The organism is Burkholderia pyrrocinia (assembly GCF_022809715.1).
Taxonomy (GTDB): domain Bacteria; phylum Pseudomonadota; class Gammaproteobacteria; order Burkholderiales; family Burkholderiaceae; genus Burkholderia; species Burkholderia pyrrocinia_C.
In genome coordinates this window covers 841,907-863,982 of the sequence record NZ_CP094459.1, presented here as the reverse complement: position 1 = coordinate 863,982, position 22,076 = coordinate 841,907, and the positions used below count along the sequence as shown (strand labels likewise).

The following is a 22,076-nucleotide window of genomic DNA, read 5'->3' as shown; positions in this document are numbered from 1 at the left end:
AAATGCTAATTTTGTTCGGGAAAACGACAATTATAGGGAGCCGCGCCGTGCAAAAGCCATGCCGCTAACAACTTGATACAGCGCTCCGCACCCTTGCCGGAAATGAAATTTCCTGTCAAATAAATTACATTTCAGAGAATTGCAATCGCAAAATGCCGCCGAACGTCGAGTACTTTTCTTTCATCCGGGAAACTCGCAGGACTCGCCACTCATGATCCGCCCCCCCATCGCCATCGGCGACATCCAAGGCTGTCATTCAGCTTTCCAGTCGCTGCTCGACCAGCTTTCGCCCGCCGCCGACACGCCGCTCTGGATCGCCGGCGACGTCGTCAACCGCGGGCCTGCCTCCCTCGCCGCGCTGCGCGCGCTGGTCGACCTCGGCCCGCGCGTGACGGCCGTGCTCGGCAATCACGATCTCCACCTGCTGGCAGTCTCCGCCGGCCTGCGCACCGAACGCCCGGGCGACACGATCGGCGAAATCCTCGACGCGCCGGATGCCGAAGCACTACTCGACTGGGTCCGCCACCGCCCGTTCGTGCATGCCGAGAACGGGATGCTGCTCGTACACGCGGGCGTGCTGCCGCAATGGGACGCCACGCTGGCACTCGAACTCGCCGACGAACTCCAGCGCGCGCTGCGCGCGCCCGACTGGCGCGAAACACTGCAAGGCCTGTACGGCAACGAGCCGAACCAGTGGAGCCCGAACCTGAAAAAACGCGACCGCATGCGCGTCGCGTTCAACGCGTTCACGCGCCTGCGCTTCTGCACACCCGACGGCACGATGGAATTCAAGGCGAACGGCGGCCCAGCCAGCGCGCCGCCCGGCTACCTGCCGTGGTTCGACGTGCCGGGGCGCCGCACGGAGGACGTGACGGTCGTGTTCGGACACTGGGCCGCGCTCGGCCTGATGCTGCGCGAGAACGTCGTCGCGCTCGATTCGGGATGCGTGTGGGGGAACCAGCTGTCGGCCGTGCGGCTGACGGCCGATCCGGCGCAGCGCACGGTCACGCAGGTGCAGTGCGAAGCGTGCGGCGCGCCGGGCGGCGAATGATTACGCGCTGAGTCGTCCGACCAGAAAGCGCCTCACCCCTCGCGCCCCGGCACCGGCTCGTCGGCCGCCCCATCGCCTGCCGCGCCGCCGGCGCCGAGCTCGGTCGCCGGATACGCATGCTTCGCCAGCTCCGCGAGCGACTCGGCCGACGGCTTGCCGACCTTCTCCTGCATCGACGCGAGCGCGGCCGCGATCGCGTCGCGCGCCGCCGCGGAAGTCGCCCGCCGGTCGCCGCCCGGCGCGATCGGTTCGCACACGTACAGATGCGCGACGAGCGGGCCGCCGCGCAGCACCATGTCGAGCGACTTGCCGAGCGACAACTCGCCCGTGTAGGCCGGCGCGACCGACTGCCGCCGCTGCGCGTCCTCGTACATCAGGCAGATCGGCTGCACCGCGCAGCCGGCCGATACCGCGGCCTGGAACAGGTTCGCATGGAACGGCAGCAGGTCCTGCCCGTCGGACGTCGTCCCTTCCGGAAACACGCACATCAGCCCGCCGTTGCGCAGGCGCTCGGCCATCTCGTGCATGATCCGCATCGCCTCGGTGCGCTTCTCGCGCTGCAGGAACACGGTGTCGAGCTTCTCGGCGAGCCAGCCGACGACCGGCCACTGCCGCACCTCGGCCTTCGACACGAACGGCGTCGGCCGCCACGCATTGACCGCATAGATGTCGAGCCACGACACGTGGTTGCCGACCACGAGCGCGCTCGCGTCGAGCCGCGCGCCGTCGTTGTGGACGACGACGCGCATCCCGCAGATCCGCAGCATCTTGAGCGACCAGCGGCGCGTCATCTCGGCACGGCGCGCGGGCGTGACGTGCGAAAAACGCAGCGCGACGATCGCCATGCCGCGCAACAGGTGAAAGACGAGACGCAGCTTGCGAAGAGCAATCATGGCGAGGGTCCGGCGTGGTTCAGTGGCGCTCGAACGCGATCTGTCCGGCGACGAGCGTCGTACGCACGCAGGCGGGCAGTTCGTAGCCGAGGAACGGCGAGTTGTGGCCCTGGCTCTTCAGCGCACGCGGCTCGACGCGCCAGTGCGCACGCGGGTCGAACACGCACAGGTCGGCCGTGCCGCCTTCGGCCAGGCGGCCCGCCGGCAGCTTCAGCACGTCGGCCGGCGCGGACGTGATGCGGCGCAGCGCCTGCGCAAGCGGCGTGCGCGTCTCGTCCGCCCACTTCAGCGTCAGCGACAGCAGCAGTTCGAGCCCCGTCGCACCAGGCGTCGCTTCGCCGAACGGCAGCAGCTTCTCGTCGTCGTCGACGGGCGTGTGGTCGGAGCAGATCGCGTCGATCGTGCCGTCTGCAAGCGCCACGCGGATCGCTTCGCGATCGCGTTCGCTGCGCAGCGGCGGGTCGAGCCGGAACTGCGAATCGAAATAGCCGATGTCGACGTCGATCAGGTGCAGGTGGTTCACGCCGACATCGCAGGTCACGGGCAGCCCCTCGGCCTTCGCCTCACGCACGAGCGCGAGGCCGGCCGCCGACGACAGCCGCGCGAGGTGCACGCGCGCGCCGGTCACGCGCATCAGTTCGAAGATCGTGTGCAGCGCGATCGTCTCGGCCGCGACCGGCACGCCGGACAGCCCGAGCCGCGACGCGAGCGCGCCGCTCGCGGCAACGCCGCCGCGGCCGATGAACGCATCGAGCGGGCGCAGCCACGTGGTGTAGCCGTAGGTGCTCGCGTACTGCAACGCGCGCAGCAGCACCTGCGTGTCGCGCACCGGCACGTTGGCATGCGTGAAGCCGACGCAGCCGGACTCGGTCAGCGCGACCATCTCGGTGATCACTTCGCCCTTGAGGCCGACGGTCAGCGCGCCGAGCGGATGGACGTTCGCCTGGCGCAGGTTGCTCGCGCGGAACTTGAGCATCTCGACGAGGCCCGGCTCGTCGAGCACGGGATCGGTGTCCGGCGGGCACACGAGGGTCGTGACGCCGCCCGCGACGGCTGCGGCCATCTCGGATGCGAGCGTCGCCTTGTGCTCGTAGCCGGGCTCGCGCAGCCGCGCGCACAGGTCGACGAGGCCGGGTGCGACGATCAGGCCCGACGCGTCGATGGTCTTCGCGGCGTTGAAATCGGCCGGCGCCGCCGCGCCCGCCTCGGCGATCGCTGCGATCTTGCCGGCCGCGACGAATACGTCGGCCTGCCGTTCGGTGCCGGCGACCGGGTCGATCAGCGTGCCGCCTTTGATATGAATCTTCATGCGCTGTCTGTAAATACGTTGATTGCGTGAATAAGGATGCGCGAAAGCGGGCTCAGTCGTTGTTGCCGGCGACGATGCCCATCACCGCCATCCGCACGGCGATGCCGAACGTGACCTGGTTGAGGATCACCGACTGCGGACCGTCGGCGACCTGCGAATCGATCTCGACGCCGCGGTTCATCGGGCCCGGGTGCATCACGATCGCGTCGGGCGCGGCGAGCGCGAGGCGCTCGGGCGTCAGGCCCCAGGTCTTGAAGTATTCCTGCGCGGACGGCAGCAGCGCGCCGCTCATCCGCTCGTTCTGCAGGCGCAGCATGATGATCACGTCGACGCCCTTCAGCCCTTCGTCGAGGTTGTGGTACACCTTCACGCCCATCTGCTCGAGGCCGCCCGGCAGCAGCGTGCGCGGGCCGATCGCACGCACTTCCGGCACGCCGAGCGTGGTGAGCGCGTGGATGTCGGAGCGCGCGACGCGCGAATGCAGGATGTCGCCGACGATCGCCACGCGCAGCTTCGTGAAGTCGCGCTTGTAGTGACGGATCGTGTACATGTCGAGCAGGCCCTGCGTCGGGTGCGCATGGCGGCCGTCGCCGGCATTGATCACGTGCACGTGCGGCGCGCAGTGCTCGGCGATCAGGTACGGCGCGCCGCTCGACGCGTGGCGCACGACGAACAGGTCGGCATGCATCGCCGACAGGTTGTTGATCGTGTCGAGCAGCGATTCGCCCTTGCTCGTCGACGATGCATTGATGTTCAGGTTCAGCACGTCGGCCGACAGGCGCGTCGCGGCGATCTCGAAGGTCGTGCGCGTGCGCGTCGAGTTCTCGAAGAACAGGTTGAAGACGGACTTGCCGCGCAGCAGCGGCACCTTCTTCACTTCACGGTCCGTCACGCTGACGAACTGCTCGGCCGTATCGAGGATGTGGTTGACGATCGAGCGCGGCAGGCCCTCGATCGACAGCAGGTGCTTCAGCTCGCCGTTTTTCGTGAGCTGCGGGTTGCCCTTCAGGAAACCGTAGCGGAACCGGTCGGGGCTCGCGGCCGCCGCGGGATTGCCGGTGCGGCCAGTGGTGTCGGTGGTCATGGTGTGCGTGATTCCAACTATGCAAACGGGCCGCGGTGCAAACCAGCGGCCCGGGATACGGTTTCGCGTGTCGTTCAGGCGCCGTGCGCCTCGACGCGCAGCGTGAACTGCGCGGCATCGTCGCGCGCGAGCACGAGCGTCGCGCCGGCCGGCACGTCGAGCGCACCGCCCGCGAAGCGCGCGGCGACCGGCAGCTCGCGGCCGCCGCGGTCGGCGAGCACCGCGAGCTCGACCGCGGCCGGACGGCCGTAGTCGAACAGCTCGTTGAGCGCCGCGCGCACGGTGCGCCCGGTGTACAGCACGTCGTCGACGAGCACGATGCGCGCGCCGTTGACATCGAACGGCAGCGACGTCGGGCTGGCCTGGCTGTGCAGCCCCTTCTTCGCGTAGTCGTCGCGATGCAGCGCGACGTTCACGACGCCGAACGCCGGCGCACCGAGATCGCGCGCGAGGCGTTCGGCGAGCCACGCGCCGCCGCTGTAGATGCCGGCGAGCCGCGGGCCGCCCGGTTCGGCGAAAGCCGCGCCGTAAGCGGCGCGGATCTGGTCGAGCAGAGCGCGGTAAAGCGCCTCGGCGTCAATGGTGCTCATGGTCGGACAATTGATCGAGATACTGTTGAAGGATGACGCGCGCGGCTTCGGCATCGAGCATCTCGGCGCGTGCGCGGCCGCGCACGTTGCGCTCGCGCAGCCCGGCCTCGGCCTCGACCGACGAATAGCGCTCGTCGACCCACGTGACGGGCAGCCCGAAGCGGCCGTTCAGCTGGTTGCCGAAGCGCTTGGCCTGCTGCGTCATGTCGTGCGGCGTGCCGTCCGGATGCATCGGCAGGCCGACGACGAGCGCGTCCGGCCGCCATTCGGCCAGCAGGTCGCCGACCGCCTTGAAGCGGTGTTCGCGGTTCAGGTTCTGGATCACGACGAGCGCGCGGGCCGAGCGCGTCAGCGCATTGCCGATCGCGACCCCGATTCGCTTTTCGCCGTAGTCGAACGCCAGGAGCGTCGCATCGCGCGCGCTCGCGCCACTCATGCGTGCCCTGCTTCGCCGGACAGCATCGACGAGCTGACGCCGAGCAGGCCGAGCGCGGCTTCGAAGCGCTCCTCGGCCGGCGTGTCGAACACGATGCGCGGATCGGCGGCGACCGTCAGCCAGCCGTTGCGGGAAATTTCTTCCTCGAGCTGCCCTGCGCCCCAGCCTGCATGGCCGAGCGTCAGCAGGAAGCGCTTCGGGCCGGTGCCCGTCGCGACCGCCTCGAGCACGTCCTTCGACGTCGTCATCTCCAGCCCGCCGTCGACGGACATCGACGAGTTGTAGCTCGCGCCCTCGACCGGCTCGTGCAGCACGAAGCCGCGCTCGGTCTGGACCGGGCCGCCGAAGTACACGGGAATGTGCAGCAGCGGCTCGATGTCGAGCTTCAGGTCGATGCGGTTGAACAGCGATTCGAGGTCGATGTCGGTGGGACGGTTGATGACGAGGCCGAGCGCACCGCGCTCGCTGTGATCGCAAAGGTAGACCACCGTTCCCGAAAACGTCGGATCCGCCATGTTCGGCATGGCGATCAGGAACTGGTTGGTGAGATTGATGCGATCGGAAGGCTTTGACATGGTTTGAATTTTAGCAAAGACGCCGCGACCTGACCGGGCCGCGATCAACAAGCAACGCCGCGCCACGCTGGCAACGGCGCGCGCGGATCACACGGCACTCTAACACGCGCGCGGGCACTGTCGGCAGCGTGTTGCGGGCCCGTGCGGCAAGGGTCGCCACCGCGTGTCCGTCCCCTTGTTCGTCAGGTCCGGCCGAGCGCCGTACCGAGCGCTTCGGACGCCGCGGTCAGGTCCGGCGGCGCGACGCCGGCCGCGATCTTCAGCAGCGCCGCGCGCAACATGTCCGACGCGTGACCGTGCGCATCGAGGCCGCCGCCGGCGAGCGGTACGCCGTGCGCGGCACGGCGCCACGCGAGGCCGAGCGTATCGGCCAGCAGTGCCGCGTGGCCGAGCCCGAGCGCACACGCGGCCGTACCGACCCGGTAGGCGGCGCCGGACGCGCGCCACGCGGCACGCGTGTCGGCCACGGCCGGATCGGCCGCGAGGTCGGCCATCGACGCATCGGCGGTCTGCAGGAAATCCTCATACGCATGTGCATTGACGGTCACGACGCCGAGCGCGCGGGTCGGCGCGACGGCGACCGCGTCGTGCTCGGCCCGCGCGGCATCGGCCTCCCACAGCGCTTCGGACGCCGGCGTGCCGGCGACGTGCCAGTCGACCGTCAGCCCGTAATCGTGCAGTACGTCGACGAGCGCGACGTCCTCGGCCGCGGCGCCGAACAGCGCGAAATCGCGCCACAACAGCGCAACCGTCTCGCGCACGAGTTCGGGCGGCGCGCTGCGCAGGCCCTGCGCCTGCTCGCCGAGCAGCAGGTTCGTCCGCGCGAGAAAGCGCTTCAGTTCGGGCGCGCCGCTCGCGCGCAGCGCGCGCAGGCACGCGGCCGCGAGCCGCCAGAAATCGTACGGGCCATCATCGGCCAGCGTGGCCTGCATCGCATCGAGTTCGTCGAGCGCCGCGTCGGGCGCGGCGTGCTGCGCGCGCAGTACGCCGAGCAGCGCCTGCTCGTAGCGGGCGCGTATCCGGGTCGCGAACGCATCGGGCAGCGCGCGCAGCGTGGCCGGCGGCACCGCGCGGCCGACGAGCGCAAGCGCGTCGAGCGGCGTGTTCGCGCGCAGGTCGGCGGCGCTTTGTGCGCGCAATGCACGGAAATGCTCGAAAAGAACCGGCGAGCAGGCGAGCTCGCGCAGGTTGTGGCGCCCGACGGCCGCGCGGAAATCGCGCAGCGCGGCACGCCAGCCGGCCGAAGTCGGCTCGACGGCGACGAGCGGCACGGCGGCCGACAATTGCCCGGCGAAACGCGCGGCCGGCAGCCAGCCGGCTTCCGCCAGCACGGCCGCGGCAGCGGACACCGGCGCGGCCGCGTCGTCGTGCCGCTCGAATGCGTCGGCGGCCGCCGCTAGCCACGCGTCGGCCGCGCGCACGGCCCCGCCGCGCGGGTTGGGCAGTGCGTCAGGGAGGGGAAAGTTCGCCGGATCGGACGTCATGGACACGCGCGCCTGTCATCGTCAAGCCACTCGCGCGAACCCCGGCGCGCGAGCGCCGGGCCGATGCGAGGCCGGAGCGGGGTGTCCGTGGGCTGAAGGTCCGGTCAGATCTGGACCATCTCGAAGTCTTCCTTGCGGGCGCCGCATTCGGGACACGTCCAGTTGATCGGGACGTCTTCCCAGCGCGTGCCGGGGGCAATGCCCTCTTCCGGCAGCCCGGCTTCTTCGTCGTAAATCCAGCCACAAATCAGGCACATCCAGCTCTTGTATTCCATCTTAAGCCGCGTCGGGAAAGTCGGTAAATTCGGGAGCCATGATGGTACCGTGTCGGGGCCGGACTGCCTAGCAATCGCGCTGGAGTCCGGCGACTACGTTGCGCTGCGCTAAAAAATCCGTCGTGCGGGCCGGATTCCGCCGCATAATGGCTGAAAAGTGCGGCCTGCCGGGCAACACAGGGCCGAAAAAGCCCATTTCGCCTCGCCGTCCGCATCTCCGTCGCTTTCCCGTTTTTCTCTTGCCCCATTTTTACATGTCCAGCAACGCCCCTCCGATCGTCCTCACCTTCGGCCTGTCCGATCCCACCGGCGGCTCCGGCCTCCAAGCCGATCTGATGACCCTGGCGAGCATGGGCTGCCACGGCGTGTCCGTCCTGACGGGCTACACCGTGCGCGACTCGGCCGCCTGCGACGAAGTGACCGGCCTCGATCCCGACGTCGTCGCCGCCCAGGCGCGCATGCTGCTCGAGGACATGCCGGTCGCCGCGTTCAAGATCGGCGCGGCGACGCGCGCGGAAGTCGTCAGCGCGATCGCCGAGGTCGTCGCCGACTACGACGGCGTGCCGCTCGTGCTCGCACCGGACTTCACGCTCGACGACGAGCACGTGCTCGCGGCCGACGACCTGCGCGAATCGATCGCCGACCTGCTGGCGCCTCAGACGACGCTGCTGGTCGCCGACTACGCGACGCTGATCGCGCTCGCGCAGCCGGACGGCGACGCCGAGGCGCCGAATCTCGATGCGGCCGTGTCGCACCTGCTGTCGCAGGGCTGCGAGTACATCCTGTCGTCCGAGACGGGCTCGCACCGGCTCGTCAACACGCTGTACGGCGAGGAAGGCCAGCTCCGCGAGGACATGTGGGATCGCTCGCCGCACCGGCTGATGGGCATCACCGATACGCTCGGCGCGGCCATCGCGGCGCTGCTCGCGAACGGCCAGGAGCCGCCCGAGGCGGTCCGCGAGGCGCAGGAGTACCTGTACCAGGCCGTGCGCGACGCGTTCCGGCCCGGCATGGGCGCATACCTGCCCGACCGGTTCTTCTGGGCGCGCAGCAACGACGATGCGGACACGCCGCCGGCCACGAAGGTCGAGCCGGTGCCGAGGACGTCGCACCGGCATTGAAACGCGCGGCGGGCGTGAACGCCGGCCGGCGCGCGCACGCGAATCCGGCGCGCAAATAAAAAAAGACCCGCATCGCTGCGGGTCTTTTCTTTTGGCTGGAACGCGCATCGCTGCGCGTTCCGGACACCATCGACCGAAGTCGATTACATGTCCATGCCCATGCCGCCCATGCCGCCCGGCATGCCGCCCGGCATCGGTGCATCTTCCTTCGGCAGTTCTGCAACGGCTGCGTCCGTCGTCAGCAGCAGGCCTGCAACCGAAGCTGCGTTCTGCAGTGCGGTGCGCGTGACCTTGGTCGGGTCGACGACGCCGGCTTCGACCATGTCGACGTACTCGCCCGTCGCTGCGTTGTAGCCGTAGTTGCCCTTGCCTGCAGCAACTGCCGCCACCACGACGCTGGCTTCTTCGCCGCCGTTCGTGACGATCTGGCGCAGCGGCTCTTCCATTGCGCGCAGCACGATCTTGATGCCGGCGTTCTGGTCGGCGTTCAGGCCGGTCAGGCCCGCGATCGCGGTGCGAGCGCGGATCAGCGCGACGCCGCCGCCTGCCACGATGCCTTCTTCCACAGCTGCGCGCGTTGCGTGCAGTGCGTCTTCGACACGTGCCTTCTTTTCCTTCATTTCGACTTCGGTCGCAGCACCGACCTTGATCACTGCCACGCCGCCGGCCAGCTTGGCCACGCGCTCTTGCAGCTTTTCACGGTCGTAGTCCGACGTCGCTTCTTCGATCTGCGCGCGCACTTGCTTCACGCGTGCTTCGATGTTCACGGCTTCGCCTGCGCCGTCGATGATCGTCGTGTTTTCCTTGCCCACTTCGATGCGCTTCGCCTGGCCCAGTTCTGCCAGCGTTGCCTTCTCGAGCGTCAGGCCGGTTTCTTCCGCGACGACCTGACCGCCGGTCAGGATCGCGATGTCTTCCAGCATCGCCTTGCGACGATCGCCGAAGCCCGGTGCCTTGACCGCGACGGTCTTCAGGATGCCGCGGATGTTGTTGACGACCAGCGTTGCGAGCGCTTCGCCTTCGACGTCTTCAGCGATGATCAGCAGCGGACGGCCAGCCTTCGCGACTTGCTCGAGCACCGGCAGCAGATCACGGATGTTCGACACCTTCTTGTCGTGCAGCAGCACGAACGGGTTGTCGAGGACGGCGACTTGCTTGTCCGGGTTGTTGATGAAGTACGGCGACAGGTAGCCGCGGTCGAACTGCATGCCTTCGACGACGTCGAGTTCGTCGGCCAGCGACTTGCCGTCTTCGACGGTGATCACGCCTTCCTTGCCGACCTTGTCCATCGCTTCAGCGATGCGATCGCCGATCGACGAATCGCTGTTCGCCGAGATCGAGCCGACCTGTGCGATTTCCTTGTTCGTCGTGCACGGCTTGCTGATCTTCTTCAGCTCTTCGACAGCCGCTGCGACTGCCTTGTCGATGCCGCGCTTCAGGTCCATCGGGTTCATGCCCGATGCGACGTACTTCATGCCTTCGCGGACGATCGATTGCGCGAGGACGGTTGCCGTCGTCGTGCCGTCGCCTGCGTTGTCGCTGGTCTTGGAAGCAACTTCCTTGACCATTTGCGCGCCCATGTTCTGGAGCTTGTCCTTCAGCTCGATTTCCTTCGCGACCGACACACCGTCCTTGGTGACCGTCGGGCCGCCGAAGCTGCGCTCGAGCACCACGTTGCGGCCCTTCGGACCCAGCGTGACCTTGACTGCGTTGGCGAGAATGTTCACGCCTTCGACCATCTTCGAACGGGCGGAATCGCCGAATACGACGTCTTTAGCTGCCATCTTCTAACTCCTTGAATTCTTGGGAATATGTACCGTCGAAGGACGCTTAGTTAGCGTTGACCACGGCCATGATGTCTTCTTCGCGCATGACCAGCAGTTCCTGGCCGTCGACCTTCACGGTCTGGCCTGCGTACTTGCCGAACAGGACGCGATCGCCGACCTTCACGTCGAGCGCGATCGGGGCGCCCTTGTCGTCACGCTTGCCCGGGCCGACCGCGAGGATCTCGCCTTGATCCGGCTTTTCAGCAGCGGCTTCGGGGATGACGATGCCCGAGGCGGTCTTGGTTTCTTGATCCAGACGCTTGACGATCACGCGATCGTGCAAAGGACGAAGGTTCATATTCACTCCTCTCTTGACTGAGATTGAAGAACGCTTGGGGAATCTGCCCGGCGGAACGCCCGGCAGAGAATTGTTAGCACTCTCGTGCAGCGAGTGCTAATTATATGGACGGGTTTTGACAAATTCAAGAAGGGAAACCGGACGAATTTTTCGAACGGCGCGGCAGCGGGAAAAACGCTCGAAAACAACAAAAAACTCTTTAGAAACAAAACCATGACGAACGTTTCCGGCCCGACCGGCGGGCCCGAGGGGCCCGCGAATCCCATCCAGCCCCGTTTGGACACCGGGTAAGCACGGAGTTCCTGAGGCCGGCGACATCGCATCAAAAAAACTGCGCCGGCGCCGATCCGGCATGCTGCAGCGCCGCCTTCGCGTACGCCGGACGCCCCTTGCGCGCCCTCCCCGCCGATGCATCGATGCCGATCCGACGTGTTCGTGCGCGTACGCGGGCCGGGACACCGGTGTCCGGCAGTCGGCGAACACGTTGCGCTCGTTGTCGAAAATGCGGTGATGGCGTACGCGTGCTGAGCGGCGCGGATCGCCGTCACGCACCGTCACACGTCGTCACGTATCGGCGCAGCCCGCGCCCGACAGCGGCCGGAAGGTCCGGCCCTCCGTCTCGACCGCCGCGCCCAGCAACCGCGCAAGCCCTTTCGCGCCTTCGCGCATCACGACGTCGTGATTCCATCTGAATAACGGGCGCGCGATCGGCTCCAGCCAGTTCATCCACTTCAGTTGCGTGCGGATGTGCCAGTCGTAGCGCACGACGGTGCATGCGCCGTCGTCGGCAAACGACCAGCATCCGTCGCCTTCGATCGCGCCGCTCGCGCGGCCTTCCAGCGCATGCCCGGGCTCGACGCGCCGTACGCGCATGTCGAAGGTCAGCCGGTACGGCAGCGCGCCCTTCCACGTATACCGGTGCAGCGCACCGACGCCGCGCGCGTCGCCCGGCTCGATCTCGACGGTGCGCACGGCGCCCTTCCACCAGTCGGGCCAGCGGTCGACCTGGTAGATCGCGTCCCAGACCGCCGCGAGCGGGGCGTCCACGCGCCAGGTCGTCGAGAACCGGTATTCCGCCATGCAGCCTCCGGCATGCGCGTCAGGGGCAATGAATCAGCGCACCGATCAGGGCGCGAAGAAGCGCTCGGGAAACGCGACGTCGATCTCGATATCGTCGAGCGTCACGGTTTCGAGCGGCACGTCGTCATCGTTCGCGAAGCTGACGACCTTCAGCGGAAAGCCGTCCTCGGCGTCCAGCCACAGCCGGTAGCGATGCACGCCGCCGACCGCATGCGCGGGCGCGCCCGTGACCGACACGCGCAGCGCGGTCCGGCCGCCGACGGCTTCCTCGCCTTCTGTCACCGTCGCGCCGCCCTGCTGCAGCGCATGAACGTTGCGCAGCAGTTCGCCGACGTCCGACCGGTCGACCCGGTGGCCGCTGCGGTCGCGCACGAGCGGATTGGACGGCGACAGCGTCAACGCGGGCGGCGCGTGTGCGCCGAACGGGCGCAGCCGCACCTTGCCGTCGCCGGGATCGTATGCGAGCACCGCGCCGTGATGAGGCGACACGAAATCCATCCGGACGAAGCCCGGTTTCAGGTACGCGTAGCGGATTTCGGCGTGTTCGCCGCTCCGCGCCGACGAGCGGATCGTCGCGCGGTACGAGCGGACGTGGTCGAAATGTGCCTGCGCAACGGTCACGGGATCGGCTGTCATGCTCGCTCCTATCAGGCTCGCGGCCAGCAACGCGGCGATCACGGCGGCGCCTCGACGTCGAGCACGCCTTCCATCCCGCGCTCGCGATGGCTCCTGAAAAACAGCAGCCGATGCGTGCAATAGTAGGCGAACCGGCCCGGCTGCGCCGGTGTGAAGCGCAGTTTCTTCGGCGTCGTGGCCAGTTCGGTGTGGACCGCGATGCCGGCCTGCGGCGCATCGATTTCGAAACTGTGCGGCGCCACGCCGGGCTCGGCCGACACGGTCAGCTCGACCGGCACGTGCGCGCGCACGATCACGTGGCTCGGGCGGAAGAAATAGCTGCCGCCTACGATCGTCACCCGCTGCACGCCGTCTGCGTCCACCGGCACGCGCACCGGCGCATCGCCGTCGGCACGCGCGAGCGTGGCGCCCGCGGCGAGTGCCGCGAGCATGGGCATCAGCACGAGTGCCTTCGTCATCGTCTTCTTCATCTTCATCGCCTGCTCCCTGCCGGCGCCGCGCACGTCATCCTTTCCACGCGTCGGTCGAGCCGCCTAGCGCGCCGCACGCTTCGATCGCGAGCTCGCGCAGGCGCCGTTCGTCGCCGCGGCCGGACAGCGCATAGCCCATGCCGCGATCCGACCAGAAATACGTGTAGCGGCCGTCGGCCGACATCGCCCGCGGCGCGAGGTGCCGCGCGTCGTACGCGGTCATGTACAGCGTCACGCGCTTGCCGTCCGCCCGCTGGTACATGAACTGCGCGGCCGGCCCCGCGTCGCCGGGCAGCAAGCGGCCGCCCAGCAGCGCGTAGCCGTATTCGTCGAGCGACGGCGCGCGCACGGGCCGCCCGACACGCGCCGACAGCCACGCGGCAAGGTGCTCGGGATCGCCCGCGCCGACCTCGACCGGATGCTCGCGATCGGCTGCGTACACCGCATACGCGACATCGGCGCGCGCGGCGAACGCCGGTTCGCTGCCGAACGCGGCCCAGCCCGCATGCAGCGCGACGCCGATCAGCAGCCCGGCCGCCAGCCCCGCGAACGCATACGCGATAGCGCGCCGGCGCGGCGCGCGGCGCTGCACGAACAACGCGGGCGCGGCGCCCGGCAACGGAAACAGCGCCTGCAGCGCGTCGCGCTGGGCACGGTAATGCGCGAATCGTTCGGCCTCCTTCGGATCGGACTGCAGGCGCTCGAGCATCTCGCGCTGCTCGTGCCCGGACAGCTCGCCGTCCAGCAACGCGGACAGCAGTTGCGCCGACGCATCGTCGTCCCGATCGTTCGAAGGCTTGTGCGGTTCGTCCATCATGTCTTCCCGATTACCCGTAACGCGGCCGTGCCGTGCGCCGACGGCTCGTCCGACAGCATTGCACGCATCTGCCCGCGCGCCCGCGCGAGCCGCGACATCACCGTTCCCACCGGCACGCCGAGCACCTGCGCGGCGTCGCGATAGCTCAACTCCTCGAGCGCGACCAGCAGCAGCACCTCGCGCTGTTCGACGGGCAGCCGGTACAGCGCGCGCTGCACGTCGCGCAGCACCAGCCCGCCGATCTCGCCGGTCGGTGCGGCCATCGTCTGCCACGGCGCCGTCGCATCGTCGACCGCGATCTCGTGCCGCGCCCGCAACTGGTCGATGAAGCGATGCCGCAGCAGCGTCAGCAGCCACGCACGCAGGTTGCCGCCGTCGCGCGGCGGCCGGTTCAGCGCACGCTCGAGCGTGTCCTGCACGAGATCGTCCGCCCAGGCCCGGTCGCCCGTCAGCGCACGCGCATAGCGCGTGAGATGGGGCAGCCACACCAGCAGGTCCGATTCGTAGCTCATCGATGCGTCGCGCGTCGCCGCGCCGTTACGGACGTGCAACGTGCCACATGCCGCCGATCCCGTCGCCGCCCGCGTCGCCGGCCTTGTGGTCCATCTTCCAGCGATACAGCGGGCGCCCGTGGTACGCCCATTGCTTCTTGCCGTCGCTGCGCGTGACGAGGCTCCACGCGCCCGACGCCTTGTCGTACGAGTCGGCGATCGCGGGCGGCCAGTTGGCCGCGCACGCGCTGTCGCACGCGCTCTTGCCGGGCGCGTCGCGATCGAACACGTACAGCGTCATGTGATCTTCGTCGACCAGTTTCCCGTCGCCGACCTGTGGCGGTTCCGCGGCCGCCGGCCGCACGATCGCCGCCATCAGCGCGGCGGCGAAAAGCATCCGTTTCATTCCCGTTCTCCTTTTGACATGGCATCGCGACACGGCGGCGCCGGACGGGACGATCGGCTTCGTCGAGACCATTATCCCGCCGGCCGGTCGTGCCGGGACTCGGTATGTAAACGGACGAAAGCAGCCGGTTATTCCATGCCGCCCTGCGACGATCGGCGGCGGCCCGGTATCGGCCATTCATACGACGAAAGAAAGCGGGAAACCCAAAGGACAACGCGGCATGACATCCCTGTCATGCCGCGTTGCGCGACCCATGTTGCACGGCCGTTTCGCATGGCGGCCGATACGGCGCCGCCGTGCGTTTCCGGCTCGTTATCTCGGCAGTGCGCCGGTCAGCGATTGCAGCAGCGTCGTCACCGGTGCGAGCGGGTTGTTCGGCGAGCCGTTGCCCGAATGCGGTGTCACCGACAGGCCCGGCGCGGAACCGAGCGCCGTGCCCGCCGACGTGCCGACCGCATTGACGACCGTCACCGTCGAGTTGGCACCCGTCGTCAACAGTGAGCCGACCACGCCCGCCGTGCCGCCGGCTGCGTTCGAGCCCGAACCGAGCAGGCTGCCGCCTGCCGCTGCCGTCGAACCGGCCGCACCCGACAGCGCGCCGGCCGCCTGGCCGAGCGCCGCGGGACCGTTCGCGAGTGCGCCCGTCACCGAGCCGAGCGCACCGGTCAGTGCGCCGGCCGGGTTGCTGCCGCCAGTCAGGCCATTCACGAGGTTCGTGATCGGTGCGATCGGGCTGTTGCCCGCCGCGCCCGTCAGCGTGCCGACGACCTGGTTGACGACGCCTTGCACCGGCGCCAGCGGGTTCGTGCCGCCGAGGTTGCCGAGGGCACCCGTCACCGAGTTCAGCGCGCCCGTCAGTGCACCTGCCGGATTGCCGCTGCCGAGCGTGCCGACGACCTGGTTGACGACACCCTGCACCGGCGCCAGCGGGTTCGTGCCGCCCAGCGCGCCGAGCGCGCCCGCGACGGAGCCGACTGCATTGCCGAGTGCACCCGTGGCCGTGCCGACCGCGTTGCTCAGCGTCGCAGCCGGATTGTTGCCGCCGAGCGTGCCGACGACCTGGTTCACGACGCCTTGCACCGGCGCCAGTGGATTCGACCCGCCGAGGTTGCCGAGCGCACCCGTCACCGAGCCGAGTGCACCGTTCAGTACGCCGGCAGCGTTGCCGCCGGTCGGCAGCGCGTTCTGCAGGCCGTTGACGAGGTTCGTGATCGGCGTGATCGGGCTGCCGCCTCCCGCGCCGGACAGCGTGCCGACGACCTGGTTCACGACGCCCTGCACCGGCGCGAGCGGGTTCGACCCGCCGAGGTTGCCGAGGGCACCCGTCACCGAGTTCAGCGCGTTCGTCAGTGCACCGGCCGGATTGTCGTTGCCGAGCGTGCCGGCGAGCTGCGTGACGACGCCTTGCACCGGCGCGAGCGGACTCCCCGCACCACCGACGTTGCCGAGCGTGCTCGTGATCGTGTTGACCGCGTTGCTCAGCGAACCGGCCGGGTTGCCGCTGCCGAGCGTGCCCGTCACCTGGTCGACGACGTTCTGGATCGGTGCCAGCGGGTTCGAGCCGCCGCCGATGTTGCCCAGGGCGCCCGTTACCGTGCCGAGGGCGCCGGTCAATGCGCTTGCCGGGTTGCCTTTGCCGAGCGCGCCCGTGACCTGGTTCACGACACCTTGGACCGGCGCCAACGGATTCGAGCCGCCACCGACGTTGCCCAGTGCGCCCGTTACCGTACCGAGTGCGTCGGTCAATGCGCCGGCCGGATTGCCGCCACCGACCGCACCCGTCACTTGATTCACGACACCCTGAACCGGCGCCAGCGGATTCGCACCGCCGCCGACGTTACCCAGTGCACCCGTAACCGTGCCAACCGCATTGCTCAGCGTCCCCGTCGCCGTATTCAATGCGCCGGTTAGCGCGCCAGCCGGGTTGCCGCCACTCAGCGCACCCGTCACCTGATTCACGACGCCTTGAACCGGCGCCAGCGGCTGCACCGTGCCGCCGCCACCGCCGAGTGCGCCCGTCGCCGCCCCCACGGCGCCCGACAGCACCTGGCCTGGATTGCCGAGCGACGTCTGGATCGCGCCCGAGCCGCCTGTCGTCACGGTGACCGAGCCCAGCGGCGACGTGCCCGTCGCGACCAGCCCGACCGACACGCTGTTCGTCGGCGGATTGACGATCACTTGCGGGATCGGCAGCGAATCGAGGGCCCCCGCCAGCGCGGAACCCGAAGCCAGTACCCCGAACACCGTCGCAACCGACAGCGCCACACCCGTCAATTTGAAATTCTGTCCCATTCTTATTTACCCCATCTCGGTTGGCACTACGTTGATAAAGCATGGGGACGGATTGCACGAAGCGTGCCAATTCAAAAAGCGGATTGAATCACCAGCCTATTTCCAGGCAATAGCGCTTTTTTATGGATTTCAGGCGAAATAAACGGGCTGCGGAGCCAGAATCGTCTGATGAAAAAGGCAGGCGGAACGCGGATGTAACGTAACGTTTGCGAGCCCCGTAGTAACGTGTTCCGGTACATTCACGTAACGCCGGAACGTGCGGCTGCGACGCTGCCATGCAGCGTCATGACCGACTACCCAATGTGCATTTCAGCGAAATGAAAATGCATTGATAAATCGCTAATTTACTGATTTTCTTTATTTCGCGATTTCTTTCCCGGCGATTACGCAGATCATTTCCGATTACCCGGATTTTGATAATTCGGATAGCCAAATGAAAAATTGTTGCGGCCGCATCGCGGCCGGAGAATGCGATGCATCGCGCGCGGCGGCGGCGCGGACCTGCGCCGCATCGCCGCATCGCCGGTTCAACCGAAGCGCGCAGGCCGGTACGGACGGGGATCGATATAGGTCGGCGCGCCCGTCATCATTTCGGCGAGCAGGCGCCCGGTCGCGGGGCCGAGCGTGAGCCCGTGGTGGCAATGGCCGAACGCGAACCACAGATGGCGATGGCGCGGCGCGGGCCCGATCACCGGGCGCATGTCGGGCGTGCACGGCCGCATCCCGAGCCACGGCTCGCGATCGAGCCGTTCGCCGATGCCGAACGCGTCGCGCGCCAGCGGCTCGGCGCGCGCGAGCTGCACGCCGGTCGGTGGCGCACCGCGCAGCGCGATCTCGACGCCGGTCGTGAGCCGCAGGCGGCCGCCTTCCATCGGCGCGACGACGAAGCCTTCCTCGGTATCGCACACCGGCACGTTCAGCAGCGTGCGCGTCGGCAGGTAGTGCATGTGGTAGCCGCGCTTCGCGCGCAGTGGAATCCGGTAGCCGAGCGGCGCGAACACGTGATCGGACCACGGCCCGAGCGCGACCACGGCCGAGCGCGCCGAAATCGCCCCACGCTCGGTGGCGACCCGCCAGCCGCCATCCACCTGCGCGAGCGTCTTCGCGTCGCCGAGCACGAACGTGCCGCCGTCGCGTTCGAACAGCCGCGCGTAGGCCTTGGTCAGCCCGCCCGGGCTCGACACGGTCTTCGGGTCCTGCCAATGGAACGCGCCGCAGAATGCGGCGCCGACGCCGGGCTCGCGTTCGCGCAGCGCGCGCTTGTCGAGCACGGTCATCCGCAGCCCGTGCGCGTCGGCCACGCGCTGCTGCGCGCGCGTTTCCGCGTCGAACAGCGCGGGCGAACGGAATGCCTCGATCCACCCGCCGTCGTGCACGAGCGGCTGCGCGTCGGTGCGCGCGAGCAGCGCATCGTGCTCGACGACGCTCGCCGCGACGAGCGGCAGCATGTCGCGCGCGGCGGCCGCGAGCCGCTGCGGCGACGATTCGCGCCAGAAGCGCGCGAGCCAGCCCGCATACGCGGGCAGCGCACGATAGTCCCAATAGAGATCGACCGAGCGATTGCGCGCATAGCGCAGCAGCGTGCCGAGCCGGCGCGGAAACGCATACGGCACGACCGACGAGCGCTCGATCAACCCGGCATTGCCGTGGCTCGTTTCCTCGCCGGGCGCGCGCCGGTCGACGAGCGCGACGCGGAGCCCGCGATCCTGCAGATGCAGCGCCGACGACACGCCGACGATGCCGGCCCCCAGAACGATGACGTCGAAATCCATGCTTCCCCGCCCAGCGTCGAGATTCGATGCGACGCGCGCCGGCCCCGCGGCCGGCGCGCGGCCGTGCTTACTTCGCGACGATGTCGCGCTTGAAGTACTTCTGCGACAGCGCGCCCAGCGTGCCGTCCTTCTTCAGCGCGTCGAGCGCGCCGACGATCTTCGCCTGCAGCGCCTTGTCGCCCTTGCGCAACCCGAAGCCGGTGCCTTCGCCGAGCGTCGCCGGATCCTTCAGCGGCTCGCCGACGATCTGGTAGTCGCGGCCGGCCGGCTTGTCGAGGAAACCGTCCTGCGCGGTCTGCGCTTCCTGCACGGCCGCGTCGAGACGCCCGGCGACGAGATCGGCGTAGATCTGGTCCTGGTCCTGATACGACACGACGGCCACGCCCGCATCGGCCCAGTGCGCCTTCAGGAAATCCTCCTGCGACGAGCCCTGCAGCACGCCGACATGCTTGCCGCGCAGGCTCGCGACGTCGGGCCGCAGCGGCGAGCCGCGCCTGGCGACCATCACGATCGGCACCACGTAGATCGCCGGCGTGAAGTCGATGCTCTGCTTGCGCTTCGCGGTGATGTTCATCGCCGAGTTGATCGCATCGAACTTGCGCGCCTGCAGCGCAGGGATCAGGCCGTCGAACGAATTCTCGACCCACACGCATTTCATGTTCAGCTTCGCGCACACCGCGTTGCCGATGTCGACGTCGAAACCCTGCAGCTGGCCGACCGGCGTCTTGCTCTCGAACGGCGGATAGGCGGCTTCGATCCCGAAGCGCAACGTGGTCTGTTCCGCGTGGGCCGTGACGGCCGCGCACGCAAGCGCCGCGGCGGCGCAGAGGGAAAGCTTCCAGTTCATGAGACGGTCCTTCTGTTCTGGATTGAGGCGATGAAGATCGGTCGCGCGGCGCCCTCGTCCGGGCGCCTGATCGACAGTCGACACAGGCGGCCGCCGCACGGCGACACGTCGTGTCCTGCATGCGAAATATAGACTAAAAGTCTATATTAGACTATAGGGGATACGAGGATCGCGCGCTGTCTCGCTGCGTCGAAATCTCGTCGATCGTCAAAAACACCGTTGATTTCCCGATGTTTTCCATGAAGACAGCAACGACACAAAGTCTCGAAAAGAAAAATTCTCCAGATTTCGTTTGTCTATATTAGACTTTTCGTCCATCACGAACACCGCCGGACACCGTCTTTCGAGACATCCCTGTCCGGCCCCAACCGGAGATGTCCCCATGACGCAAACCGTCCCGCCCCTGCCGCTGACCGTCGACGAAGCCGCGGTGCGCGCGGCCCTGCCGTCGCTCGACGTGCTCGGCACGCTGCGCCGCATGTTCGCGTCGCTCGCCTCCGCGCGCGCGGTGCAGCCGCCGCAGACCCTCACGCTGTTTCCCGACCAGGCCGGCGACTTCATCACGTATCTCGGCGCGCTCGCCGACGAGCAGGTGTTCGGCGCGAAGCTGTCGCCTTACGTCGTGACGGGAGGCAAGCCCGACGGGAGACCAATCGTCACCGCCTGGACCGCGCTGATGTCGATGCGCACCGGCCAGCCGCTGATGTGGTGCGACGCGGGGCGCCTGACCGTCGAACGCACGGCCGGCACGACGGCGCTCGCGGTCGACTGCCTCGCGCCGCGCGACGCGCGCAATCTGGCAATCGTCGGCGCGGGCGCGGTCGGTCTCGCGCACCTGCGGCACACGGCGGCATTGCGCGACTGGGAGACGATCCGCGTGTACTCGCCCGCGCTCGCCGGCGCCCCGGCGCTGCAGGCGACGCTCGTCGAGCTCGACCCGCGCGCACGCGCGGCTGCGAGCGTCGAAGCCTGCGTGCGCGATGCGGACGTCGTGATGCTGTGTACGTCGTCGGGCACGCCCGTGCTCGGCGACGGGATGCTCACGCGCCCCGCGCTCGTCACGTCGATCAGCACGAACGTCGCACGTGCGCACGAGATCCCGCCCGCGTGGCTGCCCGACATGGACGTGTACTGCGACTACCGGCACACGACGCCCGCGAGCGCAGGCGAGATGCAGATCGCGGCGGCCGATCACGGCTGGGACGCCGGACGGATCGTCGGCGACCTGCCGGCGCTAGTCGCCGGCACCTGCGCAGCGCCGTCGCGCACGCGTCACGCGTTCTTCCGCTCGATCGGCCTCGGGCTCGAGGACATCGCGATCGCGCATGCGCTGTACACGCACCTGACACGCGCATGAGCATCACGCGGGCGCGGGGCCGATACAATGGCGCAACCGCCGCGGCGGCCGCGCGCGGGCGCACGGGCATGCCGGCCACCGGCGCGCCGGCACGCCGGCCCGATGTGCCGCCCGGCCCCCGTCCACCCGAGATGGCGACACCGATGCGCAAGAAGAAATCCCCCGTCAAAGACCTGCTGCTCACCCGCTATGCGCCGATCGCCGACGGTATCGCCGCGTTGTTCTTCCCGTACGCGGAAGTCGTGATCCACGACCTGCACGACCAGACCGTGCTGTATCTCGCGAACAACCTGTCCAAGCGCGAGGTCGGCGACGATTCCGCGCTCGAGGAAATCGATCATTCGGCGCGCGAGCGCGTAATCGGCCCGTACGAGAAGCTGAACTGGGACGGCCGGCGGATGCGCTGCGTCAGCAACGTGCTGTTCGACGACGAAGGCCGGCCGGCCGGGATGATGTGCATCAACTTCAACATCGCGGTGTTCGACGAGGTGCGCGCGACGCTCGACCTGTTCATCAAGGGCGCGGGCGTCGTCGCGCAGCCGGACGAACTGTTCCGCGACGACTGGCAGGAGCGCATCAACACGTTCCTGCACGGTTGGCTGCGCGAGCGGCAGGTCGGGCTGAACGGGCTCACGCGCGAGCACCGGCGCGAGCTCGTCGAGGCGCTTTACGCGGAAGGCGCGTTCCGCGGCAAGAGCGCGGCGAACTATGTCGCGAACGTGCTCGGGATGGGGCGCGCGACGGTCTACAAGCACCTCAAGCACCTGAAGGAAACGCAGGGCGACGCGTAAGCGGCAAGCGGCATGCCCCGCGGACCGGTTCGCCGCGCCCCGCCGCCGCATCAGGCATCGGCAATCGCTGTCGGCCCGTGACTTCCGCGTCCACGCTTCGTGACACGTCGGACGCGGGCCCGTTCTGCACGAACCCGGCCAGAACCAGGCGTCGAAGCACGAAATGATATAGTCT

General features: G+C 68.3%; 23 protein-coding genes. 4 read left to right on the top strand and 19 right to left on the bottom strand.

The features are described from left to right. Nucleotides 1-211 precede the first annotated feature (211 nt). Entirely contained in the window at nt 212-1,051 is an 840-nt protein-coding gene (locus MRS60_RS04015) for a symmetrical bis(5'-nucleosyl)-tetraphosphatase (RefSeq protein ID WP_243565245.1), read from the top strand. Between the two features lie 32 nt (nt 1,052-1,083). Here the strand turns inward: MRS60_RS04015 and MRS60_RS04010 are convergent, their stop codons facing one another. The 8 genes from MRS60_RS04010 to MRS60_RS03975 all read right to left on the bottom strand — a co-directional run bounded on the left by MRS60_RS04010 (nt 1,084) and on the right by MRS60_RS03975 (nt 7,697). Continuing rightward, a complete protein-coding gene (locus tag MRS60_RS04010; protein WP_217588187.1) occupies nt 1,084-1,944 on the bottom strand; it encodes a lysophospholipid acyltransferase family protein in 861 nt (286 codons plus the stop codon). A 19-nt stretch (nt 1,945-1,963) separates the two neighbouring features. After that, entirely contained in the window at nt 1,964-3,253 is a 1,290-nt protein-coding gene (locus MRS60_RS04005) for a dihydroorotase (protein ID WP_034182878.1), read from the bottom strand. A gap of 52 nt (nt 3,254-3,305) precedes the next feature. After that, the gene (locus MRS60_RS04000) at nt 3,306-4,337 is read right to left on the bottom strand and encodes an aspartate carbamoyltransferase catalytic subunit (protein ID WP_034182877.1); all 1,032 of its coding nucleotides are present in this window, start codon (nt 4,335-4,337) and stop codon (nt 3,306-3,308) included. A gap of 74 nt (nt 4,338-4,411) precedes the next feature. Beyond that, complete coding sequence (gene pyrR, locus MRS60_RS03995) at nt 4,412-4,927, bottom strand: bifunctional pyr operon transcriptional regulator/uracil phosphoribosyltransferase PyrR (RefSeq protein ID WP_034182876.1); 516 nt, start codon at nt 4,925-4,927, stop codon at nt 4,412-4,414. Then, nucleotides 4,914-5,363: a Holliday junction resolvase RuvX gene (ruvX, locus tag MRS60_RS03990; RefSeq protein WP_027788201.1), complete on the bottom strand. Its 450-nt coding sequence runs from the start codon at nt 5,361-5,363 to the stop codon at nt 4,914-4,916. The genes pyrR and ruvX overlap by 14 nt, the downstream gene beginning before the upstream one ends. Beyond that, nucleotides 5,360-5,938 (bottom strand): YqgE/AlgH family protein, encoded by a 579-nt coding sequence (locus MRS60_RS03985; protein WP_006491354.1) that lies wholly within the window; start codon nt 5,936-5,938, stop codon nt 5,360-5,362. Before MRS60_RS03985 ends, ruvX begins: the two co-directional genes overlap by 4 nt. A gap of 182 nt (nt 5,939-6,120) precedes the next feature. Next, nucleotides 6,121-7,422 carry a hypothetical protein gene (locus MRS60_RS03980; RefSeq protein WP_243565244.1) on the bottom strand — a complete coding sequence of 434 codons (1,302 nt, stop codon included), beginning with the start codon at nt 7,420-7,422 and terminating at the stop codon, nt 6,121-6,123. A 104-nt stretch (nt 7,423-7,526) separates the two neighbouring features. Beyond that, a complete protein-coding gene (locus MRS60_RS03975; protein WP_004186709.1) occupies nt 7,527-7,697 on the bottom strand; it encodes a rubredoxin in 171 nt (56 codons plus the stop codon). Nucleotides 7,698-7,951: 254 nt separating this feature from the next. On the opposite strand from MRS60_RS03975, the gene MRS60_RS03970 reads away from it, so the two are divergent. Beyond that, the gene (locus MRS60_RS03970; RefSeq protein WP_034182874.1) at nt 7,952-8,818 is read left to right on the top strand and encodes a hydroxymethylpyrimidine/phosphomethylpyrimidine kinase; all 867 of its coding nucleotides are present in this window, start codon (nt 7,952-7,954) and stop codon (nt 8,816-8,818) included. Between the two features lie 143 nt (nt 8,819-8,961). Here MRS60_RS03970 and groL read toward each other — a convergent pair whose 3' ends face one another. From groL to MRS60_RS03915, 11 genes are all read right to left on the bottom strand, one after another. After that, nucleotides 8,962-10,602: a chaperonin GroEL gene (gene groL, locus MRS60_RS03965; RefSeq protein WP_031402778.1), complete on the bottom strand. Its 1,641-nt coding sequence runs from the start codon at nt 10,600-10,602 to the stop codon at nt 8,962-8,964. Between the two features lie 46 nt (nt 10,603-10,648). Then, nucleotides 10,649-10,942: a co-chaperone GroES gene (locus MRS60_RS03960; protein ID WP_026044985.1), complete on the bottom strand. Its 294-nt coding sequence runs from the start codon at nt 10,940-10,942 to the stop codon at nt 10,649-10,651. 564 nt (nt 10,943-11,506) lie between these two features. Further along, nucleotides 11,507-12,022 carry an SRPBCC family protein gene (locus tag MRS60_RS03955; RefSeq protein WP_243565243.1) on the bottom strand — a complete coding sequence of 172 codons (516 nt, stop codon included), beginning with the start codon at nt 12,020-12,022 and terminating at the stop codon, nt 11,507-11,509. Nucleotides 12,023-12,067: 45 nt separating this feature from the next. Next, nucleotides 12,068-12,700: a LolA family protein gene (locus MRS60_RS03950; RefSeq protein WP_034182872.1), complete on the bottom strand. Its 633-nt coding sequence runs from the start codon at nt 12,698-12,700 to the stop codon at nt 12,068-12,070. Further along, nucleotides 12,697-13,134 carry a quinol oxidase gene (locus MRS60_RS03945; RefSeq protein ID WP_432207829.1) on the bottom strand — a complete coding sequence of 146 codons (438 nt, stop codon included), beginning with the start codon at nt 13,132-13,134 and terminating at the stop codon, nt 12,697-12,699. Before MRS60_RS03945 ends, MRS60_RS03950 begins: the two co-directional genes overlap by 4 nt. Before the next feature lie 28 nt (nt 13,135-13,162). Continuing rightward, complete coding sequence (locus MRS60_RS03940) at nt 13,163-13,945, bottom strand: anti-sigma factor family protein (protein WP_243565242.1); 783 nt, start codon at nt 13,943-13,945, stop codon at nt 13,163-13,165. After that, the gene (locus tag MRS60_RS03935) at nt 13,942-14,457 is read right to left on the bottom strand and encodes a sigma-70 family RNA polymerase sigma factor (protein WP_243565241.1); all 516 of its coding nucleotides are present in this window, start codon (nt 14,455-14,457) and stop codon (nt 13,942-13,944) included. The genes MRS60_RS03940 and MRS60_RS03935 overlap by 4 nt, the downstream gene beginning before the upstream one ends. Nucleotides 14,458-14,482: 25 nt before the next feature. After that, nucleotides 14,483-14,842, bottom strand: a complete 360-nt coding sequence (locus MRS60_RS03930; protein ID WP_034182870.1) for a COG4315 family predicted lipoprotein — start codon at nt 14,840-14,842, stop codon at nt 14,483-14,485. Nucleotides 14,843-15,154: 312 nt separating this feature from the next. Continuing rightward, a complete protein-coding gene (locus MRS60_RS03925; protein ID WP_243565240.1) occupies nt 15,155-17,134 on the bottom strand; it encodes a beta strand repeat-containing protein in 1,980 nt (659 codons plus the stop codon). Between the two features lie 527 nt (nt 17,135-17,661). Then, entirely contained in the window at nt 17,662-18,906 is a 1,245-nt protein-coding gene (locus MRS60_RS03920; RefSeq protein WP_243565239.1) for an NAD(P)/FAD-dependent oxidoreductase, read from the bottom strand. 67 nt (nt 18,907-18,973) lie between these two features. Then, nucleotides 18,974-19,753 (bottom strand): ABC transporter substrate-binding protein, encoded by a 780-nt coding sequence (locus MRS60_RS03915; RefSeq protein ID WP_243565238.1) that lies wholly within the window; start codon nt 19,751-19,753, stop codon nt 18,974-18,976. Nucleotides 19,754-20,135: 382 nt separating this feature from the next. On the opposite strand from MRS60_RS03915, the gene MRS60_RS03910 reads away from it, so the two are divergent. Together MRS60_RS03910 and MRS60_RS03905 are read left to right on the top strand one after the other, a co-directional pair. Further along, nucleotides 20,136-21,110, top strand: coding sequence for an ornithine cyclodeaminase family protein (locus MRS60_RS03910; RefSeq protein WP_217588198.1), 975 nt, complete (start codon nt 20,136-20,138; stop codon nt 21,108-21,110). Then, a complete protein-coding gene (locus tag MRS60_RS03905; RefSeq protein ID WP_034182865.1) occupies nt 21,107-21,901 on the top strand; it encodes a helix-turn-helix transcriptional regulator in 795 nt (264 codons plus the stop codon). The genes MRS60_RS03910 and MRS60_RS03905 overlap by 4 nt, the downstream gene beginning before the upstream one ends. The last annotated feature ends 175 nt before the right edge of the window (nt 21,902-22,076 follow it).